The sequence below is a fragment of the Alienimonas chondri genome (genome assembly GCF_013036045.1).
Taxonomy (GTDB): Bacteria; Planctomycetota; Planctomycetia; order Planctomycetales; family Planctomycetaceae; genus Alienimonas; species Alienimonas chondri.
Genome location: NZ_WTPX01000015.1, coordinates 22,866 through 44,947, shown reverse-complemented (window position 1 = coordinate 44,947; position 22,082 = coordinate 22,866). Strand labels below are relative to the sequence as shown.

At 69.4% G+C, this 22,082-nt stretch carries 16 protein-coding genes and 1 tRNA gene; 7 read left to right on the top strand and 10 right to left on the bottom strand.

Annotated features, from left to right (window positions below):
* Nucleotides 1–45: 45 nt before the first annotated feature.
* The 4 genes from LzC2_RS03960 to LzC2_RS03945 all read right to left on the bottom strand — a co-directional run bounded on the left by LzC2_RS03960 (nt 46) and on the right by LzC2_RS03945 (nt 2,994).
* A complete protein-coding gene (locus LzC2_RS03960; protein WP_206678549.1) occupies nt 46–609 on the bottom strand; it encodes a hypothetical protein in 564 nt (187 codons plus the stop codon).
* 101 nt (nt 610–710) lie between these two features.
* The gene (locus LzC2_RS03955; RefSeq protein ID WP_171184006.1) at nt 711–1,814 is read right to left on the bottom strand and encodes an ABC transporter permease; all 1,104 of its coding nucleotides are present in this window, start codon (nt 1,812–1,814) and stop codon (nt 711–713) included.
* 152 nt (nt 1,815–1,966) lie between these two features.
* A complete protein-coding gene (locus LzC2_RS21745; RefSeq protein ID WP_206678548.1) occupies nt 1,967–2,338 on the bottom strand; it encodes a heavy-metal-associated domain-containing protein in 372 nt (123 codons plus the stop codon).
* A gap of 236 nt (nt 2,339–2,574) precedes the next feature.
* On the bottom strand, nt 2,575–2,994 hold the full coding sequence (locus LzC2_RS03945; RefSeq protein ID WP_171183987.1) for a hypothetical protein: 420 nt from the start codon (nt 2,992–2,994) through the stop codon (nt 2,575–2,577).
* 855 nt (nt 2,995–3,849) lie between these two features.
* On the opposite strand from LzC2_RS03945, the gene LzC2_RS03940 reads away from it, so the two are divergent.
* The 5 genes from LzC2_RS03940 (at nt 3,850) to LzC2_RS03915 (ending at nt 11,301) form a co-directional block, all read left to right on the top strand.
* Complete coding sequence (locus LzC2_RS03940) at nt 3,850–5,307, top strand: sulfatase family protein (RefSeq protein ID WP_171183985.1); 1,458 nt, start codon at nt 3,850–3,852, stop codon at nt 5,305–5,307.
* Nucleotides 5,307–6,698, top strand: coding sequence for a sulfatase family protein (locus LzC2_RS03935; RefSeq protein ID WP_171183983.1), 1,392 nt, complete (start codon nt 5,307–5,309; stop codon nt 6,696–6,698). Before LzC2_RS03940 ends, LzC2_RS03935 begins: the two co-directional genes overlap by 1 nt.
* 2 nt (nt 6,699–6,700) lie before the next feature.
* Nucleotides 6,701–7,975 carry a Gfo/Idh/MocA family protein gene (locus LzC2_RS03930; RefSeq protein ID WP_171183980.1) on the top strand — a complete coding sequence of 425 codons (1,275 nt, stop codon included), beginning with the start codon at nt 6,701–6,703 and terminating at the stop codon, nt 7,973–7,975.
* 49 nt (nt 7,976–8,024) lie between these two features.
* Complete coding sequence (locus LzC2_RS03920; protein WP_246254729.1) at nt 8,025–10,187, top strand: sulfatase-like hydrolase/transferase; 2,163 nt, start codon at nt 8,025–8,027, stop codon at nt 10,185–10,187.
* 100 nt (nt 10,188–10,287) lie between these two features.
* Nucleotides 10,288–11,301 (top strand): DUF6807 domain-containing protein, encoded by a 1,014-nt coding sequence (locus tag LzC2_RS03915; RefSeq protein WP_171183978.1) that lies wholly within the window; start codon nt 10,288–10,290, stop codon nt 11,299–11,301.
* Here LzC2_RS03915 and LzC2_RS03910 read toward each other — a convergent pair.
* From LzC2_RS03910 to LzC2_RS03900, 3 genes are read right to left on the bottom strand one after another with little or no spacing between them, the layout of a single operon-like run.
* Complete coding sequence (locus LzC2_RS03910; RefSeq protein ID WP_171183976.1) at nt 11,275–12,870, bottom strand: sulfatase; 1,596 nt, start codon at nt 12,868–12,870, stop codon at nt 11,275–11,277. The genes LzC2_RS03915 and LzC2_RS03910 overlap by 27 nt on opposite strands.
* 49 nt (nt 12,871–12,919) lie before the next feature.
* Nucleotides 12,920–14,353: a sulfatase family protein gene (locus LzC2_RS03905; protein ID WP_171183974.1), complete on the bottom strand. Its 1,434-nt coding sequence runs from the start codon at nt 14,351–14,353 to the stop codon at nt 12,920–12,922.
* A complete protein-coding gene (locus tag LzC2_RS03900; RefSeq protein ID WP_246254728.1) occupies nt 14,350–17,079 on the bottom strand; it encodes a sulfatase-like hydrolase/transferase in 2,730 nt (909 codons plus the stop codon). The genes LzC2_RS03905 and LzC2_RS03900 overlap by 4 nt, the downstream gene beginning before the upstream one ends.
* A 56-nt stretch (nt 17,080–17,135) precedes the next feature.
* Between LzC2_RS03900 and LzC2_RS03895 the strand changes: the two genes are divergently transcribed.
* Both LzC2_RS03895 and LzC2_RS03890 read left to right on the top strand, forming a co-directional pair.
* Complete coding sequence (locus LzC2_RS03895; protein ID WP_171183971.1) at nt 17,136–17,702, top strand: hypothetical protein; 567 nt, start codon at nt 17,136–17,138, stop codon at nt 17,700–17,702.
* Entirely contained in the window at nt 17,699–19,102 is a 1,404-nt protein-coding gene (locus LzC2_RS03890; protein ID WP_171183969.1) for a sulfatase family protein, read from the top strand. The genes LzC2_RS03895 and LzC2_RS03890 overlap by 4 nt, the downstream gene beginning before the upstream one ends.
* A gap of 754 nt (nt 19,103–19,856) precedes the next feature.
* Here the strand turns inward: LzC2_RS03890 and LzC2_RS03885 are convergent.
* The 3 genes from LzC2_RS03885 to LzC2_RS03875 all read right to left on the bottom strand — a co-directional run bounded on the left by LzC2_RS03885 (nt 19,857) and on the right by LzC2_RS03875 (nt 22,071).
* Nucleotides 19,857–19,929, bottom strand: a tRNA-Lys gene (locus LzC2_RS03885).
* Nucleotides 19,920–20,423, bottom strand: coding sequence for a hypothetical protein (locus LzC2_RS03880; protein WP_171183967.1), 504 nt, complete (start codon nt 20,421–20,423; stop codon nt 19,920–19,922). Before LzC2_RS03880 ends, LzC2_RS03885 begins: the two co-directional genes overlap by 10 nt.
* Nucleotides 20,424–20,697: 274 nt before the next feature.
* Nucleotides 20,698–22,071, bottom strand: a complete 1,374-nt coding sequence (locus LzC2_RS03875) for a hypothetical protein (protein ID WP_206678547.1) — start codon at nt 22,069–22,071, stop codon at nt 20,698–20,700.
* Between the last annotated feature and the right edge of the window lie 11 nt (nt 22,072–22,082).

The following is a 22,082-nucleotide window of genomic DNA, read 5'->3' as shown; positions in this document are numbered from 1 at the left end:
GGGCGGGGGAATGAAGTCGCCCCGCCCGGGCGAACGCCCTCGGAGTCAGTTCCGCACGAAGACTTTCTGGGCCAGCACGGTCAGGTTGCCGGCGTCGTCCCGTTCCGCCGTCCCGTGAACGACGACCTCGGCCAGTTCCTCGACGCCCAATAGGCCGCGGGCGCCCTCCGCGACGAGCTTTCCGTCGCCGTCGACCAGCTTGATGGTCGCGGAGTTCGCCGGGACTTTGTCCTGCTGGCAGCAGTAGTCCCAAGGCGTCGGACAGCCTTCGTCCGCCGCGCAGTAGGGCACGGACGGATCGACGATGGTGAAGGCGGCGAGCCCATCCACGAAAGGAGCCGAGTCCCCGCCGATCAAGCCCACGACCGTCACCTCGTCGCCGTCCGCGGCGGATTCCTTCACGGCGCCGACGCCCTGTGCGCCCTCCGGTTCGGTCGGGGCGAGGTAGGCCGCATTGACGGCGGTCGGAGCGTCGACGGAGGTCGTCAGATCGCCGCTGGAATCGCCGTCCGGGGCGCCGCAGCCGACCGCGGCCACGCTGACGGCGAGGGCTGCGGCGGCGGTCTTTGCAGCACGCAGGGGAGGGAAACGCAGGGTGTTGAGCAACATGGGGTCTTCTCCTGGAGGAGTCTTGAAGTGACGCCGCTCTTTGCGGCGGGAAAACGAACCGGCCTCCGGGCCGATCCGGGAAGGTTCAAATTGCTTGGGGGTTAAATCGCTTTGAGGCTCTCAGCAATCGGGCGTCGCAGCGCTTTGAGAGCCGGCGGGACGGCGCCGGCGGCGCCCAGCAGCAAGCCGACGCCGCAGCCGATCAGCAGCGTCGCCCCGTCCACCCGCAGGGCGAACGCGCCCATCGTGAACCGGACCGACAGCCCGTTGACCAGCAGCAACGCTGCCGTCCCCGCCAGCAATGACGCGGCGGCGGCCAGCACCAGCCCCTCTTGAATTAAACTCAGCAGCACCGCCCGTCGGCGGAAGCCGATCGCCCGCAGCGCCGCGATCTCCCGCGTCCGCCCGGCGACCGCCCCGTACATCATGTTCAGCCCGGCGAAGGCCCCGGCGCCGGCGACCAGCGCCACGACGGCCCAAGCGAGAATCCGCACCGGCTTGTAGTGCGTCTGCATCGCTCCGTAGTAGGCGGTCTCCGGCGTGGCGGTGATCTCCAGATCCTTCCGCTGCTTGGCGAACAAATCGAGTTCCGCGGCGGACCCGTCGGGGGAGAGGGTGAGGGCGACCAGCCCGATGTCCTGTCGTTTGAGGGCGGATTGCAGGTCCGGCAGCCGGCACCAGAGTTCCGACTCGAACGCCGCCCCGCCGGCCGCGAACGTGCCGCTGACCGTCCAGTCGCGGTTCTCGAACGTCACCGTCGATCCGGGCGTCAACGACTCGGCGGGCACGCCCAGTTTGGCGTGGGCCAATCGCCCGGCGAGCACCTCGCCCGGCCCCGGCCAATGGCCGGAGGTGATCCGCACCGCCCGACGCACGAGCGAGGCGGCAGGCGTCACCCCGCGGACCAGCCCCAGCGACGCCGTATCCGCCCCGCCGACCCGCGTGCCGAAATAGAGCTCCGGCGAGACGTAGGCGGCGCCGGACCGCTGCCGGATGCCGCTGAGACTCGCCTCGACGACGCCGGCGGTGCGGGCCGGCACCGCGGAGTTCTCAATGTTCTCCTCCGCCCCCAGCGAATAGACGAGCACGACGTCGGGATCGCCGCTGACGGCGAGGGAGTTTTCCAAGCCGCGGATGAACCCGACGACCACCAACATCAGCAGCACCACCGTCGCCAAAGCGACCAGCGTCAGCAGGCTCCGCATCGGCCGTCGGGCCAGATTGCGGATGCCGTAGTCCCACGGGAGCAGGCGGAGGTTCAAGGCGTGTCGGGTGAGTCGGGGCGAAACTGGGGGAGACGCAGAGCGGAGCCGTCGCGGCTCGTTCCGGCGGCGAACGGCTTCAGGTTGCTAGGCCGTCAGGACTTGGGCTTCTCCGTGAACGTTCCGCTCGGGCCGGACAGCCGTTTCGGGGTTTTGCCGATCGAACCCATCGCCTCCCACAGCGCCTTGGGGGAGAGCTTCGTCGAGGATCTCGGCCAGACCGTCACGCTCTTGCCTGGGATGTCGCAGGAGACCTTCGCGATGCCGTCCATCGGCGTGAGCGTCGCTTCGATCCGCTTCACGCAGCCGCCGCACATTTCGCCGACGAGCATCGTCGTCGCCTCGCTCGCCGGCTTGTCCGCCGCTTCCGTCACGCCGACGGCCGGGCCGGCGACCAAAGCGACGGCGGTCAACAGGGCGAAGCCGCGGAGGGCGGCGCCGAGGGTCATGATTCGGGCGAAACGCATCGTGGAGCTCTTTTTAGGAGGGGGAAACAGGGGCGGGCCGCATCACGCGGCGCCGGGGAGGGATCTCGCTCGAACGGAGCTGCAGCGGGGGCCGAAGGCACGAGACTGGCCGCCCGGGAGATCGGTCGATCCGAGGACGGACGGCCGGGGCGAACCATCCGCCGAAGGGGCGACGGAAGGGAGAACTCGGGGGGATCACGCCTTTGGACAGGCGGATCGCACGACCCCGGGAAACGCTACGTCAGCAGCGTGGACAGCAAGATGCACAGACGGAGACCGCCGGACCTGCGCGGTCCCGCATCGCCGGCGAACGCCGGCACGTGGTCGATCGTCGTCGCGGAGGACAGTCGTTCTGCCGGGGCGTCCAACAGCACGGCCAAACTCAGGGTCGTGGGGACTTCGACGGCGTCCGGCAGGACGGCTCCGCTGCAAATACCCTGACACTGACAACCGCCGTGGCTCGGCGACGGCGACTCGTCGTCCTTTGTCGGGGCGTCGCGGGTCGAGTCGTCGCTGTCCGCTTGGGGACAGCAGCGGCAGTGGACGGCTTCCGCGTTCGCCTCGTCACGGGAGACCGAACACCCGCTCGCGGCGCACCGAAACGGGCAGATCGTCAGCGCCAGCAGCGTGGCAGCGGTGACGAGCGATCGGAACATCAGCCACGGCGACGGAGAGGGGCGACGATCCTGAGACTAGGCCACGCATCGCCTTGGGACAAGACGAATCGCGGAAGTTGCAGGCCCGCAAGCCGCCGTCCGACGACGGTCGCGGCGAATGTCGGACCTCTCGGCGCATCCCCGTTTCGACCGGGAGACGCCGGGAAACCCTTCGAGAGATTCAACGTCGCCGTCCCGCCGGGAGCACGACCGGTTCGAGTCCCCGCGACGGCGGCGATCGGCACGGAATGCCGCGTTCCGATGAGGTCGATTTCCATCTCAAGAGTATTCGAAGTGAAAGCGAGGGCGCCGATGAGACGGAGCGTCCCCCAAGTCTCGACGAGCGGACGGCTTTTCAGAGAGGGTGTGGGTGAGAACGAGGCGGAGCGATCACGGCGGCGCCCTCCGCCTGCTCGCTGAAAACCGCCTCCTCCCGCTGGGGCGGCCACGTCGGTCACCGCCGCGGCCCTCTGCTTCAGCTTCCCGCAATGAACGCCGCCGAGTCCTTCCCCCTCTTTCAGGCCGCCGCGATCGCCGCCGTCGTCGACGCGGCGCACTGCCGAACGTCGTGGCGCGCCCGTACCCAGCGGCTTTGCGGCAGCGCCGGACGCGTTCACCGCCGAGGCGATCGATTGGCTCGAACGACACGACGAACCTTCCAACCCTTATACCTTCCCGTATGCGGTCATTGTTTTTATGCGCCGTACCAGAAAGTCCGCGGCGAGAGCGGGCGGGCATTCGCCTGTACGGCGACGAAACGGCTGCGTTCCCCGCTGAAACGGTGGCGTGACGCCGGCCGATCACGTTAGCGTCGCTGGATCTCTCCCTTCGCACGGGCTTCCGGAGCATCGACCGTTGAAGACGATCACACCGATCCGCGTCGCGGTCCTACCGGTCCTCTTAATTCTCGGCGTCACGCCCGGCGACCTGCGGGCCGCCCCGCCGCGGCCGAACGTCGTGCTGCTGATGGCGGACGATCAGGGGTGGGGCCAGGTCGGCTACCGGGGGCACCCGCGGCTGAAGACGCCCCACCTCGATGCGATGGCCGCCGCCGGCCTGCGGTTCGACCGCTTCTACGCGGCGGGGCCGGTCTGTTCTCCGACCCGCGCCTCCGTCCTGACCGGGCGGACGCCGAATCGTTCCGGCGTCCCCACGCACGGCCGCAACCTCGTGTTGCAGGAGAAGACGCTCCCGCGGGCGCTTCAAGACGCCGGCTATACGACCGCGCACTTCGGCAAGTGGCACCTCAACGGCGTCCGCGGCGCCGGCGTGCCGGTGCTCGCGGACGATCCCAACCATCCGGGCCGGTACGGGTTCGACGAGTGGCTGTCGGCGACGAATTATATCGACCTCGACCCGCTGCTCGGCCGCGAGGGGACGTTCGAAGCCTTCGAGGGCGACTCGTCGAACGTGCTGATCCGCGAGGCGCTGGAGTTCATGACGCGGCAGACGGCCGACGGCTCCCCGTTCCTCGCCGTCGTCTGGTACGGCTCGCCCCACAACCCGCAACGGGCCGCGGAGCGGGACCGGCCGGAGGGCGTGGAGGGGAAACTGGCCGAGCACCTCGGCGAACTCGCCGGCATCGACCGCAGCGTCGGGGCGTTGCGGGCGGGGCTCCGCGACCTCGGCATCGAACGGGACACGCTGCTCTGGTACTGCAGCGACAACGGCGGGCTGACGACCGACCCCGACGCGATGGGCGGACTCAGCGGACATAAGGGCGACCTGCTCGAAGGCGGGATCCGCGTCCCGGGGATCATCGAGTGGCCCGGCCGCGTCGCGCCGGCGGTGACGGACGCGCCGGCCTCCACGATGGATATCTTCCCCACGATCGTGGACCTCCTGAGCCTGCCCCCAGCGTCGATGACGCACCCCGTCGACGGGGAGAGCCTCGTCCCGCTGCTCGACGGGAACCCGCTGGAGCGGACGCACGGCATCCCATTCCAGTTCCTACGGGACGCCGCCCTGATCGACGGCGACTACAAACTGTTGACCGACAACCCGCGAAAGTCCGACGGGTGGCGCCTCTACAACCTCAAGAACGACCCGGGCGAGACCGAGGACCTCGCCGCACAAGATCCGCATCGCGCGGCGGCGATGCGGGCGGAGGCGGAAGCGATGCTGACCAGCGTCGAGGCCAGCGAGGCCGGGCGCGACTACCCGGAGGGACGCGTGCTCCAACCGCCTCGGACCGCCTTCTGGAAAGACATGCCGGAGTACGAGCCGTACCTCGACGAGTTTGCCGGGCGGTCCGGTTCGGCTCGCGGAAAGCGGACGGGCGGGCGGCGTTCGAACGAGCGATCGGAGCAATAATGTTCAGGAACGGAATTGCCGCTTCCCGCACGCTGTCGGCGCTCGTCCTGTTGATCGCCGCATCGCTCGCCCCGGCGGCGGAGCGCCCGAACGTCGTGGTGATTCTGACGGACGACCAGGGCTACGGGGACCTCGGCTGCTACGGCTCCCCGGACATCGCCACGCCGAACGTCGACGCGCTGTGCGCGGCGGGCATGAAATTTACGAGCTTCTACGTCCACAACCGCTGTTCGCCGACCCGGGCGGCCCTCCTCACCGGCTGTCACGCGCAGCGGTTGGGAATAAATACGGTCGTCTACCGCCGCCAGCGGACCGGGCTGCACGCGGACGAGATCACCGTCGCGGAGTTGCTGAAGGAGGCCGGTTACGCGACCGGGATCGTGGGCAAGTGGCATCTGGGGGAGTGGGACCGGTTCAACCCGACCCGCCACGGGTTCGAGTCGTTCTACGGATTTATGGACTGCGACGACGACAAAACGGTCGGGATTTACCGGAACGATCAGATCGTCGAGCGGATCAAACACATGACCGACGGCGAACACTCCCCGAAACTGTTGGCCGCCGGGATCGATTTTATCCGGGAGAATAAAGACCGGCCCTTCTTCCTGTACTACGCCTCGCCGCTCCCGCACGTTCGCTGGCGGCCGATGGAGCGATTCCGGGGAACGTCGCAGCAGGGGACCTACGGCGACGTCGTGCAGGAGATCGACTGGCAGGTCGGCGAGTTGATGAAGACGCTCGACGAACTGGGGCTTCGGGAGAACACGCTGGTCGTGTTCCTGTCGGACAACGGCCCGCAGTTGAACGTCGCGGGGCACGGCAGCGCCGGGCCGCTGCGGGGCGGCAAGTGGACGAACTTCGAGGGCGGCGTCCGCGTCCCCTGCGTCGTGCGCTGGCCTGCGGTCGTGCCGGCCGGGTCGGTGAAGGACGAGATCGCCGGCGCGATCGACCTGCTGCCCACGCTGTGCGAGGTCGCCGGGGTCGGCGTGCCCGAGGACCGCGTCATCGACGGCCGCAGCCTGCTCCCCTATCTTCGCGGAGAAGAACTCGACCAACCGATCCACGAGACGTTCGTCGTCCCCGGCGCGGCGATCCGCCACGGCCGCTGGAAGCTTCTGACGAAGCGACAGAAACCGGGCGGCTCCGGCGGCACGGCTGGACCCGCGAAGGGTCTCAACGCCCGAACGGCCGAGGCGGGATCGCTGTTCGACCTCCGCGTCGACCCCGGCGAGACCACGAACCTCGCCGCCGAACGGCCGGACAAGGTCGCGGAACTGAGCGACATGATGGCCTCGTTCATGAACGAACTCAACGCCCGTTCGCGGCCGATCGGCGTCCTTCCCGACGATGCGGAAGAACGCCCCCGCACCCCATCGTCCAAAGAGAATTAAAGATGTCTCGCCCGCCGGCCCCCGCGACCCGCCGCGGTTTCTTAAGAATATCGACCGCGGCGGCGTCCGCCGCGGCACTCCCCGCGGCCTTTCCGTCCGGGGCCCCGGCGGCGACGCGGCGGACCGCGGACGACCCGATCCGCGTCGGCCTGATCGGCGCCGGCGGGCGGGCGCGGTGGCTTCTCCGGGCGTTATTGCGGGACGGGGACCGGTCGCGGCTCGTCGCCGTCTGTGATTGTCACCTCCCGCAGGTCGCCGCGCTGGCCGAGGAGTATCAAAAACAGATCGGACAGGAGCCGAAGTGGGCCGTCTATCAAAACTACGAGGAATTCTACGACCGGGAGGAATTGGACGCCGTCGTGATCGCGACCCCGGACCATGTCCGCGTGCGGGCGGCGATTATGGCCTGCGAACGCAGTCTTGATGTTTATGCGGAGAAACCGCTGAGCTTCAGCATTCCGGAGGGGCGGGCTCTCGTCGAGGCGGTCCGCAAGCACGACCGCGTGCTTCAAGTCGGCACGCAGCAGCGGAGTACGCGGATCAATCAATACGCCTGCCGGCAGGTCCGCGAGGGGGCCGCCGGGGAGGTGCACACGATTCTCGTTAAAAATATGACCGGTTCTCGACCGGTTGCAGGTCTAGAAAAGGAGCCGATCCCGGAGGGGATGAACTGGAACCGGTTCTGCGACCAGGCCGAATTGCTCGACTACAACTCCAGCCTTCACCGGAGCTGGCGGCGCTGGGATCCGTTCACCGGCGGGACGATCTGCGACCGCGGCGCCCACGCGCTCGATATGGTGCACCTCGCGATGGGTTGGGAGAACACCGCCCCGCAGCGCGTCGAGCCGACGGTCCGCGGCGACCACCCGTGGGAGCGGGGCGTCCGCCTCTATTACCCGGGCGGCGTGACGGTGCGGGTCGAAAGCCAGGACGGCCCGGCGTTCGGCGGGATCTTTATCGGCGACCGAGGCAAGGTGGAGATCAATCGGGGCCGGTTCGCCTGCAACCCGCCGGATCTCATTCCCCCCTTCGAGGGGAAAGACGCGGAGAACCACGTGACCAACTGGCTCGACTGCGTCGAGTCGCGGGAGGAGCCGAACGCCCCGGTCGAGATCGGGCACCTGACCGTCAGCGTCGCCCACCTCATCAATCTCTGCCGCACCGTCGGCCGCACGATCGAATGGGACGCGGCCCGCGAACAGATCGTCGGCGACGACGAGGCGAACGCCCTGCTCGCGAAGGACCGCCGGGCTGGTTTCGCCCTCCCGGAAGTTTGATGCCCTTTCTGCACACGGTCCCCGCTCATCCCGCGATGAACTGCCTGCAATGACGCATTCCCGTTTCTCACGCCGCCTCACGGCGATCCCGTCCTGGTCCGCCGGCGCGGCGTTCCTCCTGTGCGCGGCCCTGTTTGCGGGGGGAACGCCCGCCGCGTCCGGGGGGGAGTGGCGGGAACTGTTCGACGGCGAGACCCTCAACGGCTGGAACGCCTCGGACCAGGACGCGAAGTTCTCCGTGGAGGACGGCGCCATCGTCGGCGCGAGCACCGGGAAAACGCACTTCCTGTTCACGGAGGAGGAGTACGCCGACTTCGAACTGGAATTCGACGTGAAGCTGCACGACACGGACCTCAACTCCGGCGTGCAATTCCGCACGCAACTCACGCGGCTGAGGGAGAACGGCACGTCGCGTCGGAGCGTGCACGGGCCGCAGGTGGACCTCGGCCGATCGCCGGGACGCTCGGGCCATATCTTCGGGCAGGGGAACGGCCGCTGGTTCACCCCGGCGGAGGACCTCGTCCGCCACGGCCACATGAAGAATGGGGAATGGAACCGCGTCCGGGTCCTCGCCGACGGCAAGCGGGTCCGGACCTGGATCAATGACGAGCCTGTCACGGATGTGACGTTCGACGACGAACTAAACAAGACCTACCCGAACGGCGTGATCGGGTTGCAGGTGCACGCCGTCAAAGAGCCGGAGCGCGTCCGGCACGTCTCGTTCCGGAACCTCCGCGTCCGCCGCCTCTCCGCCGAACGGCCGTCGCCGCCCGCGGCCGCCGCCGAAAGCGCCGCTCCCGAGGAGGAGGCCGCGGCGTCGAGAGAGAAACGGAGGAACGTCCTGTTCCTCGTCGCCGACGATCTGAACAGCTGGATCCTCGAAGACCCGGACCGCTACGCCGGCAAGGTCGTCGCCCCGAACCTGAAAAAGCTGGCGGCGAGCGGGGTGAACTTTGAGCGGGCCTACGCGGCGGCGCCGGTCTGTTCGCCCTCGCGGAGCGCCTTCTTCTCCGGCGTCGCCCCGTGGCGGTCGGGGCACTACCACAACCTTCCCGGGGCCGGGGAGAGCGAGCCGCTGCGGGCCGCCACCTCCCTTGCCTCGCTGTTCAAGCAGGCGGGCTACGCGACCGCCGGGTTCGGCAAGATCACCCACGGCTGGGACCAGAAGGAGGGCTGGGACGTGAAGGTCGGCCACAAGCGGGACCCGGCGCCGCCGGGGGCGCCGCTCACCGCCGTCGGCCGCGGCGAGCAGGACTGGGGACCGATCCACCTGACCGAGGCCGAGATGAACGACACCGGCAACGCCGACCGGGCGATCGCCGCGCTACGGGAGGACCGTGACGAACCGTTCTTCATCGCCTACGGAACGTTCAACCCGCACATGCCCTGGTACGTTCCGCAGGAGTACTTCGACCTCTACCCGCTGGACGAAATCGTCCTACCGGAGTTGCCGCCGGACGATCTGGACGACGTGCCGGCGTCCGCTCTCCAGTTGACGGAGGGCAAAGGCAAGTTCGTGGACGCGGTGCTGGAAGCCGACCTCCACCGGGAGGCCGTTCAAGCCTATCTGGCGACGACCACCTTCGCCGACGCTCAGTTCGGTCGGGTGCTCGACGCCTTGGAGGAGAGCCCCCACCGGGACGACACGATCGTCGTCTTTCTGACGGATCACGGGTTCCACCTCGGGGAGAAACACCACTGGCAGAAGGCGACGCTGTGGGAAGAGGCCACGCACGTGCTGCTGACGATCCGCGTCCCCGGCGTCACGCCGGAGGGGGCGGTGTGCGAACGGTTCGTCTCGCTGCAGGACCTCTACCCGACGCTGGCCGAGTTGTGCGACCTGACGCCGCCGACGCCGGTCGACGGCCGGTCGCTGACGCCCTTGTTGCACGACCCGGACGCGGCGTGGGAGAGCACGGCGATCACCGGGCTGACGCAGAGGGGCGGACCGGACGAGCCGTACGTCGCCTACCTGACGCTCCGCGACGAACGCGGCCGCTACGTCCGCTACCGCGACGGGGAGGAGGAGTTCTACACGGCCTCCGACCCGCGGGAGTGGACGAACCGCATCGACGACCCGGCGTTCGCCGCGGTCGTGGAAGACATGCGGTCGAAGCTGCCGTCCCGCGCGGTCGCCGCGACCCCGATGCCCGAAGTTCTCGACCTGCGGGCGAAGGAGCGACGGCCGAAGCGGACGCGGCCGGGGAGGTGACCGAGGCCGGATTTCCACCGCGGAGCCCCGGAACACGCCGCCGCGATCCGTGCCTCACCGAAGCGTCAAAGACATCAACGCCGTAGACCGGAACAGAATGATGGCCTCTCAATTCGCAGTCTCGCTCGCGCTGCTCAGTGCTTTCGGCGTCGGACCGACCGCCGCGCGGGGCGGCGAACTGAAACTGATCGAGACGGACGACGCCCTCCGCGTCACGCTGCGCGGCAAGCCGGTGCTGAATTACGTCAAAACCGCGAGACCCGTCCCGGACGGGATTGAGTCGTACTACAGCCGCAGCGGGTATCTCCATCCGATCTACAGCCCGACCGGCGAGGAGATCACGGGGGACTACCCGCCGGACCACGCGCATCAGCACGCCCTCTTCTTCGCCTGGACGAAGTGCACGTTCGACGGGAAAGAGGTCGACTTCTGGAATCAGGCGAAGCGACAGGCGGGGATCGAGTTCCGGGGCGTCGCGGACATTCGCCGGGGCGAGAAGCAGGTCTCCTTCAGCGTCAAGCATGCGTTCACGGTCGGAGAGGGAGACGACCGCGTCGACGCCCTCGACGAGGTCTGGACGGTCACCGTGCACCGGACGCCGGACGACCACTTCCTGTTCGACATCCAAAGTGTGCAAACGTGCGCGTCGGACGAACCGCTGATTCTCGAACGATACCGCTACGGCGGCATGGCGTTCCGCGGTCAGTCGGAATGGCTCGGGGACGGCGGCGGCGGCGATGGCGGCGAATCGGGAGGGCTGCGGTTTCTCACCAGCGACGGCAAGGACCGGCGGGACGGCAACCATACGCGGCCCGACTGGGTCTCCCTCAGCGGCCGGCTCGACGGTCAGGACGTCTCGTTCACGGCGTTCGGCAGCCCCGACAACTTCCGCGCCCCGCAGCCCGTGCGGCTTCACCCCGACAAACCCTACTTTTGCTTCGCGCCGATGGCGCTCGGTCAGTTCAGAATCGAACCCGGCCGCGAGTACGTGTCCCGCTATCGCTACCTCGTGACCTCCGACCGGGTCGACGCCGACACGGCGACGAAGTTCTGGCGGGACTACGCCGGGCCGGCGGACGCGGCCGGCTCACCGGCCGCGGGCGTCGCCGACTGACCGATCGTTGGCTTTGCGGGCCGGCGGGGCGTTGCCCTCGCCCTTCTCCCAGCGGAAGCGGTCGCCTTCGACGACAAGATCCCGGCGGGCGTTGAGCTTTGGGTTCGGCGCCGCGAAGGTCTCGGGAGCCCGCGCCCGCAGGCGCTCCTTCACGGACTCGCGGGCCGGGTCGCCGGCGAGGTTTCGCCATTCGTGCGGGTCGGCGGAGAGGTCGTAAAGCTCCTCGCCGTCGTCGCGGCGGATGTAACGCCAGTCCCGGGTGATGACGGCGTATTCGCCGGGCGTCACGTCCGGCAGGAAGACCCGGCGGTCCTCCGCCTCGGCGGGGTCGGCCAGAACCGACGCCAACGATTGCCCCTCCAACGTCTGCCGCGGGGCCGGCAGGCCGCACAGATCGACCAGCGTGGGATACAGGTCGATCAGGCTGACGGTCGCGTCGACCTCCGTCCCGGCGGCGACGCCCGGTCCGGCCCAGACGAACGGCACGTTCGAGGTCCGCTCCCACAGCGTGTGCTTGCCCCACTGGCCCTTCTGACCGTGGTGGTAGCCGTGGTCGCTCCACAACACGACGACTGTATTCTCCGCATCGCCGCGGGCGGCAACGGCGTCGAGGATGCGGCCGAGTTGGGCGTCGGCGTAGCTGATGCAGGCCAGGTAGCCGTGGAGCGCGTCCCGCAGCGCATCCAGTTCGTCCACACGCTGCGAGATGCGGACCCGGTTCCTCATCGCCCGTTGGATCTTCGGCGGTAGGTCGTCGCGGTCGCCGGGGAGGACGGGCGGCAACTCGATCGCGTCGCGGTCGTACAGGTCGAAGTACTTTTGGGGGCAGTAGTTCGGGTAGTGCGGGGCGTAGAGACCGACGCCCAGGAAGAAGGGCGCGTCGGCGTCCTCCGGCAGCCCGTCGCGGAGCGTCTCCACGGCCCAGTCGACCCGCTGGGTGTCGGCCATCTCCCCTTCGCGGTCGTTCGGAAGGGCGGCCCATTCGAGGAACAGCCCGCCGGTGATCTCGCGGTCGGCGTTGTAGACGCTGTTCGGGAACGGGTCGGGCAGCGGCGACGGCTCCGCCCAGGAGTCCAGCGGCCAGCCGGACTGCCGCTGGCGGTCGGTCCGCAGAAAGAACTCGTCCCAGCCGCGGATGTCGATCGCCCCGGCCGGGTGGTGGAACAGCTTGCCGGCCCCGAGCGTCCGGTAGCCGGCTTTGTCGAAGCTGACCTGCAGCGGTTCGATCTCCGGCCGATGGACGAAGTACTCCGCCGAAGTGTAGCAGCCGGTCGTCGAGGCGAACTGGCCGGAGAAGATCGCCGCCCGGCTGGGGGCGCAATACACCCCGGCGGTGTGGGCGTTGGTGAAGTTCACCCCGCGGGCCGCCAGCCGGTCGAGGTTCGGCGTGACCGCCCGCGGGGCCGACTCCAGGAAGCCGGCGTAGTCGTTCATGTCGTCCACCGCGAGGAACACCACGTTCGGCCGGCGGTCGTCGGCCGGGTCGGGATCGGCCGCCGCGGCCGGGAGGGCGGCGACGCCAAGCAGGACGGTCGCGAGAAGACGGCGGCTGCCGATCGGGCTCTTCATGGGGACGGCGGGGTGGCGAGTTGCAAGGGACCGGGGGAAGCCGACGTGTTCAGCGGCCGGCGGGGCGGCGGCCGGCAGGTCCGGAGTCGGCGGCGGTCGCCCAGCCGTGACCGGGGCCGACGGCCGTCGACGGGCCGGGGAGGTTCGGAACCGTCGCCAGCGGGGCGAGCGTCGCGGACCAGGCGGCGTGTCGCTCGGCGAGGCGGGTCACGAGGTCCGGCCGCTCGGCGGCGAGGTCCGTCTCCTCCCGCGGGTCGGCGGACAGATCGAACAGCTGCCAGGGGTCGGCGGCGCGTTGACGGTACAGCCTCCAGTCCTCCCACCGCACCGCGAGCAGGTGCCGCCGCGGGGCGTCGTCCGGCTGGTCGTTCCGCCAGAACAGGTGCTTGTGGGCCGGGCCGGGCCGCTCGCCGCGGACCTGAGCGATCAGGTCCACGCCGTCGCAGTGCGGCGGGATCTCGCCGGTCGTCAGCTGCGAGACCGTCGAATAAAGGTCGAAGTTGGCGATCAGTCCGTCATGCGTGGCTCCCTCCGGGATCACGCCGGGCAGGGACAGGACCGTCGGCACCCGCACCCAGCCCTCCTTCTGCGTGCCGGCGCCCTTACCGCCCGCATAGGGGGCGGATCGGCCGCCCTCGGCTGGATTCGCCCCGTTGTCGCTGGAGAAGATCACCAGCGTATTCTCCCGCAGCCCGCGGCGATCCAGGGCGGCGAGCAGTTTGCCGACCTGGTCGTCCACCGACACGATCGACCCGGCGAGGGCCCGTCGCTTGCCGGTCGCGGTCGTGCGGTCGCGCAACCGCTCCGGCGTCTCGTCGGTAAAGGAATGCACCGCATCCGGGGACCAGTACAGGAAGAACGGCTCGTCGGCGTGCCGGTCCACGAATTCGACCATCAGGTCGCCGTCGTAGTCGGTCAGCCACCGCTCCCGGCCGTCGGCGTCGAGGCAGAAGTACTTGGACCGGCCGCCCTGCGACTCGATCTTCCGCCGCAACGGGACCGGCATCGCGGCGATCTCGGCCTCCGAATACCGCTTCTTCGGCGGCGTGCGGGCGACCTCCGCGAAGCCGACGTCCAGCGAATTCTGCCGTTTCGACCCGAGATCCCATTTCCCGATCTGCCCGGTCGCGTACCCGTGGTCGGCGAGGCGCCGGGCGAGCGTCGGCTGGTCCTTCGGGATCGGCAGCCCGCGGGACATGCCGTACTTGCCGAACCGCTGGGCGTACTGACCGATCATCAGGCTGCACCGGCTCGGGCAGCAGGGCGGGTTGGTGATGTAGGAGGCCGTGAACCGCACGCCCTCGGCGGCCAGGCGGTCGACGTGGGGCGTGGGAATGTCTGGGCAGCCGTAGCACCCGAGTTCCCCGTACCCGAGGTCGTCCACGTAGATCAGCACGACGTTCGGTCGGGCCGCTGTGCCGGCATCCCCGGCGAACGCCGGGCCGCAGGCCGCGAGCAGGAGCAGCGGGGCGAGGGCGTTCATTCGGGAAGCTCGGCGCTGGAAGACGGAGAGTGCGGGGAACGGGGACGGGTCGCCTCGGTCGGACCGTCGGGTTCGTCGAAGGCGCGGCGGAAGAATTGATCGGCGGCGTCGACGGCCTCGTCGAACCAGCCCTGCCGACCGAGGAACGGGTGCGGCGCCCCGTCGAGCACGACGAGATCCGTTTCGATGCCCAGTTCCGCGGCCCGGGCCCGGAAGCGGTCGGCCCGCGTGCTGGGGTCGTCGCGCTCGCCGGTGATGAACAGGACCGGCGGGTCGTCCGCGTCGAGCCGCTCCAGCGGAGAAGCGAGTCGGTATCGCCCCCGGGCTTCGGCCTGACTGCCGCCCAGAAACTGCCGCCAGATCCCCCCGCGTTTCTCGTCCGCGGAGACCGCCGCGACCCGCTCAGACAGCAGGTCCGTCTGGGCGCCCATCGCCACGGCGACTTGGATCGCATCGCTGTGACCGGCGAGCCCGTCGGCGCCGGCCAGTTCGCCGTCCTCGCCGGAGGTCGCCAGCAGGGCCGCCAGATGCCCGCCGGCCGACAGGCCGATCGCCCCAATGCGGTCCGGATCGATGCCGTATCGGCCGGCGTTGGCCCGCAGAAATCGGACGGCGGCCTTGCAATCGTGGATCGCCGCGGGGAAGGGCGCCTCGCCGCTGAGGCGGTAGGAGATCGTGGCGGTCACGTACCCGCGAGCCGCGAGGGCCTGGGCCAGCGGGGCGTGGTTCGCGCGGCTTCCGTTCGCCCAGCCGCCGCCGTGCACGCACACGATCGCCGGTCGGGCTCCCCAGGCGTCCTTCGGGCGGAACAGGTCCATCTCCAGCGTGCGGTCGCCGCGGCGGACGTAGGTCACGTCGCGTTCGACGTGCAGGTCGTCCGTCAACGACCGCGGGAGACGGGCGCCGGCGTCGGCAGGGCGAACTTCGACGCGACCGGCGGGGCGGGCGTCCAGCCGCATCTCTTCTTGGAAGAGCACGGCCATGCCCCGCAGTTTGCGGAGAACCTCGCCGTCGCGGACCGGTTCCGTCTCCCCCGGGTCGGTTCGCAGGTTGAACAACTGCGGCGCCGGGTGGAGCGTCAGCTTCCAGTCCCGCCAGCGGACCGCCGCCAGCGCCCCCTGGCTGCCGTGATAGAAGAAGGCGTCGAGGTACTGGTTCCGCGGCACGTCCGCGGCCCATTCAGCCGACGGCTCCCATCGACGGCGGAGGGGGACGCGACCGTTGAGCGCTTCCGAGGCCGCCGCCGCGGGCACGGCGTCGCTCTCGCCGAGCAACAGCGGGCTGACGTCCCGACCGTCGATGACGCGGTCTGCGGGAACCTCGATGCCGGCGAGCGTCGCCAGCGTGGGGTACCAGTCCATCGCATGAATCACCGCGTCGGAGGTCCGCCCCGCCGGCACGCCGGGCCCGCGGACGATCGCCGGCACGCGAATGCCGCCCTCGAGCGTGGACAGCTTCCGCCCGCGGATCGGCTGCTCCGGCGTGCGGCCGGGTCCGCGGCCGTTGTCCGACGTGAAGACGACGACCGTCTCGTCCGCGATCCCCAGCCGGTCCAGCGCGTCGAGCAACCGACCGGTGTGATGGTCCAGCTCCTCGATCGCGTCGCCGTACTCTCCCCACCCGGAGCGGCCGCGGAACGCCTCCCCCACGCCCAGCGGGTTGTGCAGCATCGTGTGCGGCAGGTAGAGGAAGAACGGTTGGCCGTCTCGCTCCGCCGTGCGACGTTCGATCCAGTCGATCGCCTCGTCGGTGTAGAGTCGCGTGAGCGTCGCCGGGTCGGCCGGACGGGCGACGACCTCGCCGTTGCGGAGCAGCGGCACGCCGCCGGCCTCTTCGAAATGAACCGCTTCATAGCGGTCGAGGTTGTGCAGCAGGCCGTAGTAGTGATCGAAGCCCTGGTTGCGGGGCAGGAACGGCTCGTGGAACCCGAGGTGCCATTTGCCCACGCAGGCGGTCGCGTAGCCGTTCTCGTGGAACAACTCGGCGAGCGTTCGTTCGTCGGGGTGCAGGCCGGAGGGGGAGTCGGGCCGGTGCACCCAAGTCGCATTGCCGACCCGGCGTGGATAGCACCCGGTCAGCAGCCCCGCCCGCGAGGGGCTGCAGATCGGAGCCGCGGCGTAGTAATCGGTCAGCCGCAGGCCCTGGCCGGCCAGGGCATCGATCCGCGGCGTGCGAACCTCCGTCGCCCCGTAGCAGCCCAGATCGTAGTACCCCTGATCGTCGACGAGGATCAGCACCACGTTCGGCTGCTCGGCCGCGTCCGCGTCCGACGCGTTCGGCGCCCACCCGCCAGCAACCAACCCCATGACGATCCCGAGCCGAAGGGCCTGCCCGGGGTGCGTGAAGAGCGTGCGCGTCATGCGGCGACGGTACGGTATCGCCCACCGCCGATCCATCGCCGCCGATGCGTCGAGCCGGCGCTTCGCGGCCGCTCGGCCGCCCCGGTCCGGGGCGCCCCCGAATCTCTGGCCCCACATGCTCGAACCGTCATGCGGCTCGCCCTCCTTGCCGTCGTCGCCGTCGCCCCGTGCATGCCCGGCCCGTCCGGGGCGGGCGGGGAGGGGGAGCGACAGAAAGTCGCCCCCCACCAAAATCGACGGCCGCCACTGGCTGATCGGCTGGGACGGGGAGCCGTTCTTCGCCCACAGAGCCACGCATGTCGGCGCCAAACGGGCGGCGTTCGACAACGCCGCCCTCTCCGCGGCCTGCAAGGACCTCAGCTTCAACGCCTACGGGTACGGCCGCCGCGGACGCGCCCGGACGCCGGGCCTATCAGACGTTCATGGAGACGTGGGAGGGCGGGGATGACGCGGCTCGCGACCGGGCGTTTTTCCCGCGGATCGCCCGGGAGTACTTCCGCGTCGTCGGCGGAGCGAACCGGCGGTACGCTCCCGACCACCTCGTCTTCGGGGACCGGTTCGCCTTCATTACGCTGGAGGACGTCGTCGTGCAGGAGATGTTGCCGTGGGTCGACGCCCTCGCCGTGCAGGCGGCCGCCCCAATGGGGGCCCGGAACGACCTGTTGTCCGACCGCGTGGCGGCGGTTTCGGCGCTGCCCGGCCGGGCGATCTGGCGGCAGTTCCTCGGCGGGACGCAGGCGGACAGGCCGGCGGCCTACCGGCTCGCCTCCCCGCTGACGCACCTCGACACCACCGACCCGTCGCTGCATTTCCTCATCGGGGAAACGCACGACCCCAGCGCCCCCGCCGACCGCTTCCGCGATGCCGCCGCGGACACGTTCCTGTCGAACGCTTTGAGGCGACATTCCCGCGGACCGCGGTCTGCGGCCAAAACTCCGTCGCGCCGCTCTTTCCCCCGTCCCAAAACTCCAGAAGAACGCTCGCCATGATTCCCCTCCCCCCGGTCCGGAGCCTGGCGCTGCGAACTTCGCTGTTATTCGCCGGACTGCTGCTCTCACCCTGCGGCGTCTCCGCCGCAGACGCGGACCGACCGCCGAACGTCGTCTTCCTGTTCGCGGACGACCTCGGGTACGGCGACCTCGCCTGCTACGGGCACCCATACGCCCGGACCCCCGCCATCGACCGGCTGGCGAGCGAGGGGACGCGGTTCGAGCAGTTTTACGTCACCGGGGTCACCTGCAACCCGAGCCGCACGGGCCTGATGACGGGGCTGTTCCCCGCCCGGTTCCCGAAGTACGCGGCCGACTTCGGGTTCGGCGACCGCGTCACGATCACGGAACTGCTGAAGGATCGCGGCTACGCGACCGGCCACTTCGGCAAGTGGCACATCGGGCCGGACGACGCCGACGGGACGTACGGGCTCGACACGGTGGAGGTGATCGGCAAGACCCGCGACGACGACGGCCGCGACGACGCCCTCTACTCCGCGGCGATCGACTTCATCCGTAGCCACCGGGACGGCCCGTTCTACGTCAACGTCTGGGGCCACGCGACCCACTTCCCCGTCAACACGCCCGACCCGCTCGTCGCCGAGTTCGAAGACGTGACGGTCGACCGCGACGACTTCTCGGAGGCGATGCAGCACAAGTTCGACGAGAGCGCCCGGATCGACGGGGACCTCGACGCGTCGATGCGGCAGTACCTCGGCGACGTCCTCCAGATCGACCGGAACGTCGGCCGCGTGCTCGATACGCTCGACGAACTCGGCCTGAGTGAGAACACGATCGTCGTGTTCTCCAGCGACCACGGGCCCGCCCCGGTGGCGCTCAGCGGCAAAGGGGTCCGCGAGTACTCGAAGAACATGCTCGGCTACGCCGGCCCGTTCCGCGGCGGCAAGCACTCGCAGTACGAGGGCGGGACCCGCGTCCCGTTCATCGTCCGCTGGCCCGGCCGCGTACCGGCCGGAAGGGTGGATCAAGACAACGTCGGCTCATTCATCGACTGGATGCCCACCTTGGCCGCGATCGCCGGGGTGGACGAACTGCCCGAGCGCCTGGACGGGGAGGACATCTCCGCCGCGTGGTTCGGCGAGACCCGCGACCGCACCAAGCCGCTGTACTGGAAGACCAGCTCGCCCAACAGCGGTCCGGCCGTCCGCGACGGCCGTTGGAAACTGCACCTCGGCCGGAAACGCGACGGCGGGGTCCAGCTCTACGACCTCTCGGTCGACCCCTCGGAGAGCGCCAACCTCGTCGAGTCGCACCCGGACGTCGCGAGGGAGCTGACAAAGCAGACTCGCGCCTGGGTCGCCGAGCTGCCCCAAGACTATGAGAAGTCTGAGGGGGAGAACGATCGGAAGAGGCCGCGTCGGGGGGACCGGAACGACTAAGTAAGTACGAATTTGATCGCCGCCGTGGACCCGAGCGGCGCTCTCCGAGGCCGGCGTGGTTTCGATGAGATACGAGCTTGGCCTGACTCCGAGCGTCGTTCTTTGCAGCTGGTCGCCTCCGCCGCCGCGGCTCCCAGGGCGGCCGTGGCGGTCGCGGTGGAGTTCACCCCTGCCGGAGCCGCTTTGTCCCGGTATCCTGCCAACGGTTCGCGGACTTCCCGTTCGTCGCAGCCCCTGTCCAGGCAGGGCCTCGGCGGTCGCTCGTCGGTCGGCTCGGGCTGTGAGATCGGGCAGCTTTCGAGCGTCTCATTCGACAGCTTGAGTTCGTCCCGGTTCGCTCCCGCGACCGCCAGACCGATCGGCACGCCGCCCCCTCCGGTCAGCAGGTCCCGCTTGCCGCGATCGGTCGGATTGCAGCCCGTCTTCCCCCCCGGAGCGGCGCCTTCGTCATGACCTCCGTCGGTCGCTTAGCTTCCGTTGAGCCCGGCGGGGCCTGCCGCAACACCTCCGCGTGCCGGCGTGCCGCCGCCGCCTCGACCCCACGTTGAAGTACTACGCCGAAGCCGCAGCCGACCTCACCGCGGACGCGGTCGCCGCAGCGGTGAGCGGCTCGACGACGTGGAGATGAGACATTGAACGGTGCTGCCGCCCGATGCGGACGTTGATGACGATTCTGCTAACAACCCTCTGCGGAGCGCGGCTGCGATCGAACACTTGTCCGCCGCAAACCGTCCTCCGACAACCGCTTGCCAAGTGAAGGCGCAGGGGCTCGAACCCTGGACCTACGGATTAAAAGTCCGTTGCTCTACCAACTGAGCTACGCCTTCGGGAGCCGACGCGGTTCGCTGTACGACAGATGTCGATGCAGCGAGTGAGCGACGGCGGGACACGGTAGGGACTTGCCGGACCTTCGGCAACGCCCACGGGTTCGCCGCGGGGCGACGATTCGTCGCTCCAGACGAAGAACCCTCCCCAACCGACCCGCCACGCACGACGGATTCACCGCATCAGGCAGGGCGCCTGGCGCGTAGAACGCTCCGGTGGAGCGACGCTTCGTTTTTCTATTGCCGGTCCGCGGGGCGATTTGGTTCGGGTTCTCCGCGGCGTCGCGGCGGAGATCCTCCGGTCCGTCCAGGCTTTGCTCGAACAGATGGCCGAGGATCGCCACGTCCAGCAGCGTCGGTGCGGCGTCGTTCGCGGAGGCGTCTTCGGGGGAGGAGGCGTCGGTGTGCTCGAACGCCCGCTTGAGACTGTGCGCCCGGATCAGTCCGCGGTCTTCGCAGAACGCGATCAACAGCACTCGAACCAGCAGTTTCTGCACCAACCCCAGCAGCGCCGCGGGGTCGCGATCCGGGTTGGCGTCGCGGAGGTCGGCGAGCGTCGCCCGGCCGGAGCCGACGAGATCCGCCTACTTCGCCACTTCGTCCCGCAGGAGTTCCACGCGGGGTGGAAGGACGAACGTCCGCAACGGGCCGCGGAGCGTCTCCGGGCGGAACAGCGGAGCGAACGCCGCGAATTTGATCACGGGATAAGTCGAGTCGCGGGGGATCGAGCGAGGTACGCAGCGCACGTCAGCCGGGACGGGCGGCGCGGCGTTAATAGTCGATCCAGCCGCGCTCCTCCATCGCCCGCATCAGCCAGGGGTTCTGCCACGGGTCGGGGGCGTCCAGCCAGGCGCTGGTCGCGGAGAGGGCCAGCAACGTCGCCGCGAGCGGGGCGAACCACCGGCGCCGCTCCATCGCGTCCGCCAGCGGCGCCAAACACAACGCCCACAGTGGGGCCAGCCAGATCATCCACCGCAGCGCCACGGATCGACCGCCGTAATTATAGTTTTCCGTCCGGGTCAGATAGAACGCGAGAATCGCGACGCTCAGCAGCCCCGTCACGACCGCGAACCCGGCGAGGGGATGCCGTTTGTCCGCCGACTTGGTGAACAGGGGGCGAAGCGAATGCATCCACGCCCAGCCGGCCAGCAGCCAGATCGGCGTGAGCGAGAAAATCCCGTGATGTCCGAACGTGCAATGGAATAGATACGTCCAGAATCCGTCGCGGGCCGCGTCGAGGCCGGTGGGGTGCATCCAATAGCTCGGCTGACCGTTGCGGATGAACTCGTACGTTTCCGAGCCGTAGCTCATATAGAACGGTTTCAGCGATCCCGTCTGCCACAGCGTCGCCGCGGCGAACAGCAGCACGGGAACCGCCGCGGCGGGGGCGAACCAGATCAGCGTGCGTTTCCAATCGGCCCGCAGACAAACGGCCAGCGCCGCCAGCCCGAACAGCCCGGCCGGCAATTCGTTGCAGGCGGTGAGGGCCGCGAAGAACCCCGCTGCCGCGATGCGCCATTCGCTCCGGTCTCCCCCGGTTTGAGCGCCGCGGCGGATGCGAATCAGCGGGACCGCCGCCAGCGCACAGCAGCAGGCGGCGATCGTGTGGTTGTTAAACACCGGCAGGAAGGCGCTGATCGCCGTCGCGAAACCCAGCGTTCCCAACGTCAGATAGCGGGCGAGGTCCGTGCGGGCCACGTCGCTCAGCAGGTTCCGCACCGCCAGCAACGCCGCGGCGAACGGCAGGAGATTCAGGATCAGCAGCGTCCAGCGGGTATGCGGCTCCGGGTTCTTCGCGAGGTTCCAACCGGTGACCGCCTCGACCGGCAGCGAGATCGCCGCCGCCGTGATCGGCAGCAGGGCGGGCTTGGTCGAATACAGGTTTCCGTCGACCTGCACCTGATCGATGGTGCTCCAACGGGGTTGGAACTCGTAGGGGTCGATGCGGAAGTCCCCGCGTTCCGTCAGCGCCCGCACCGTCGCCCAGCGGCTGCGATCGTTGGCGCTGCGGAGCGGTTCGGCCCGCACCGACGCCGCGACGTGCAGCCCCAGCGACAGGGCGATGAGCACCAGCGACCCCGCCCGCCAGCCGTGCAGGGCGGCAGGCGGAAGGGGGACGGCGGAAGGGGAATCGGCGTCGGGCACCGGCCGAGGAT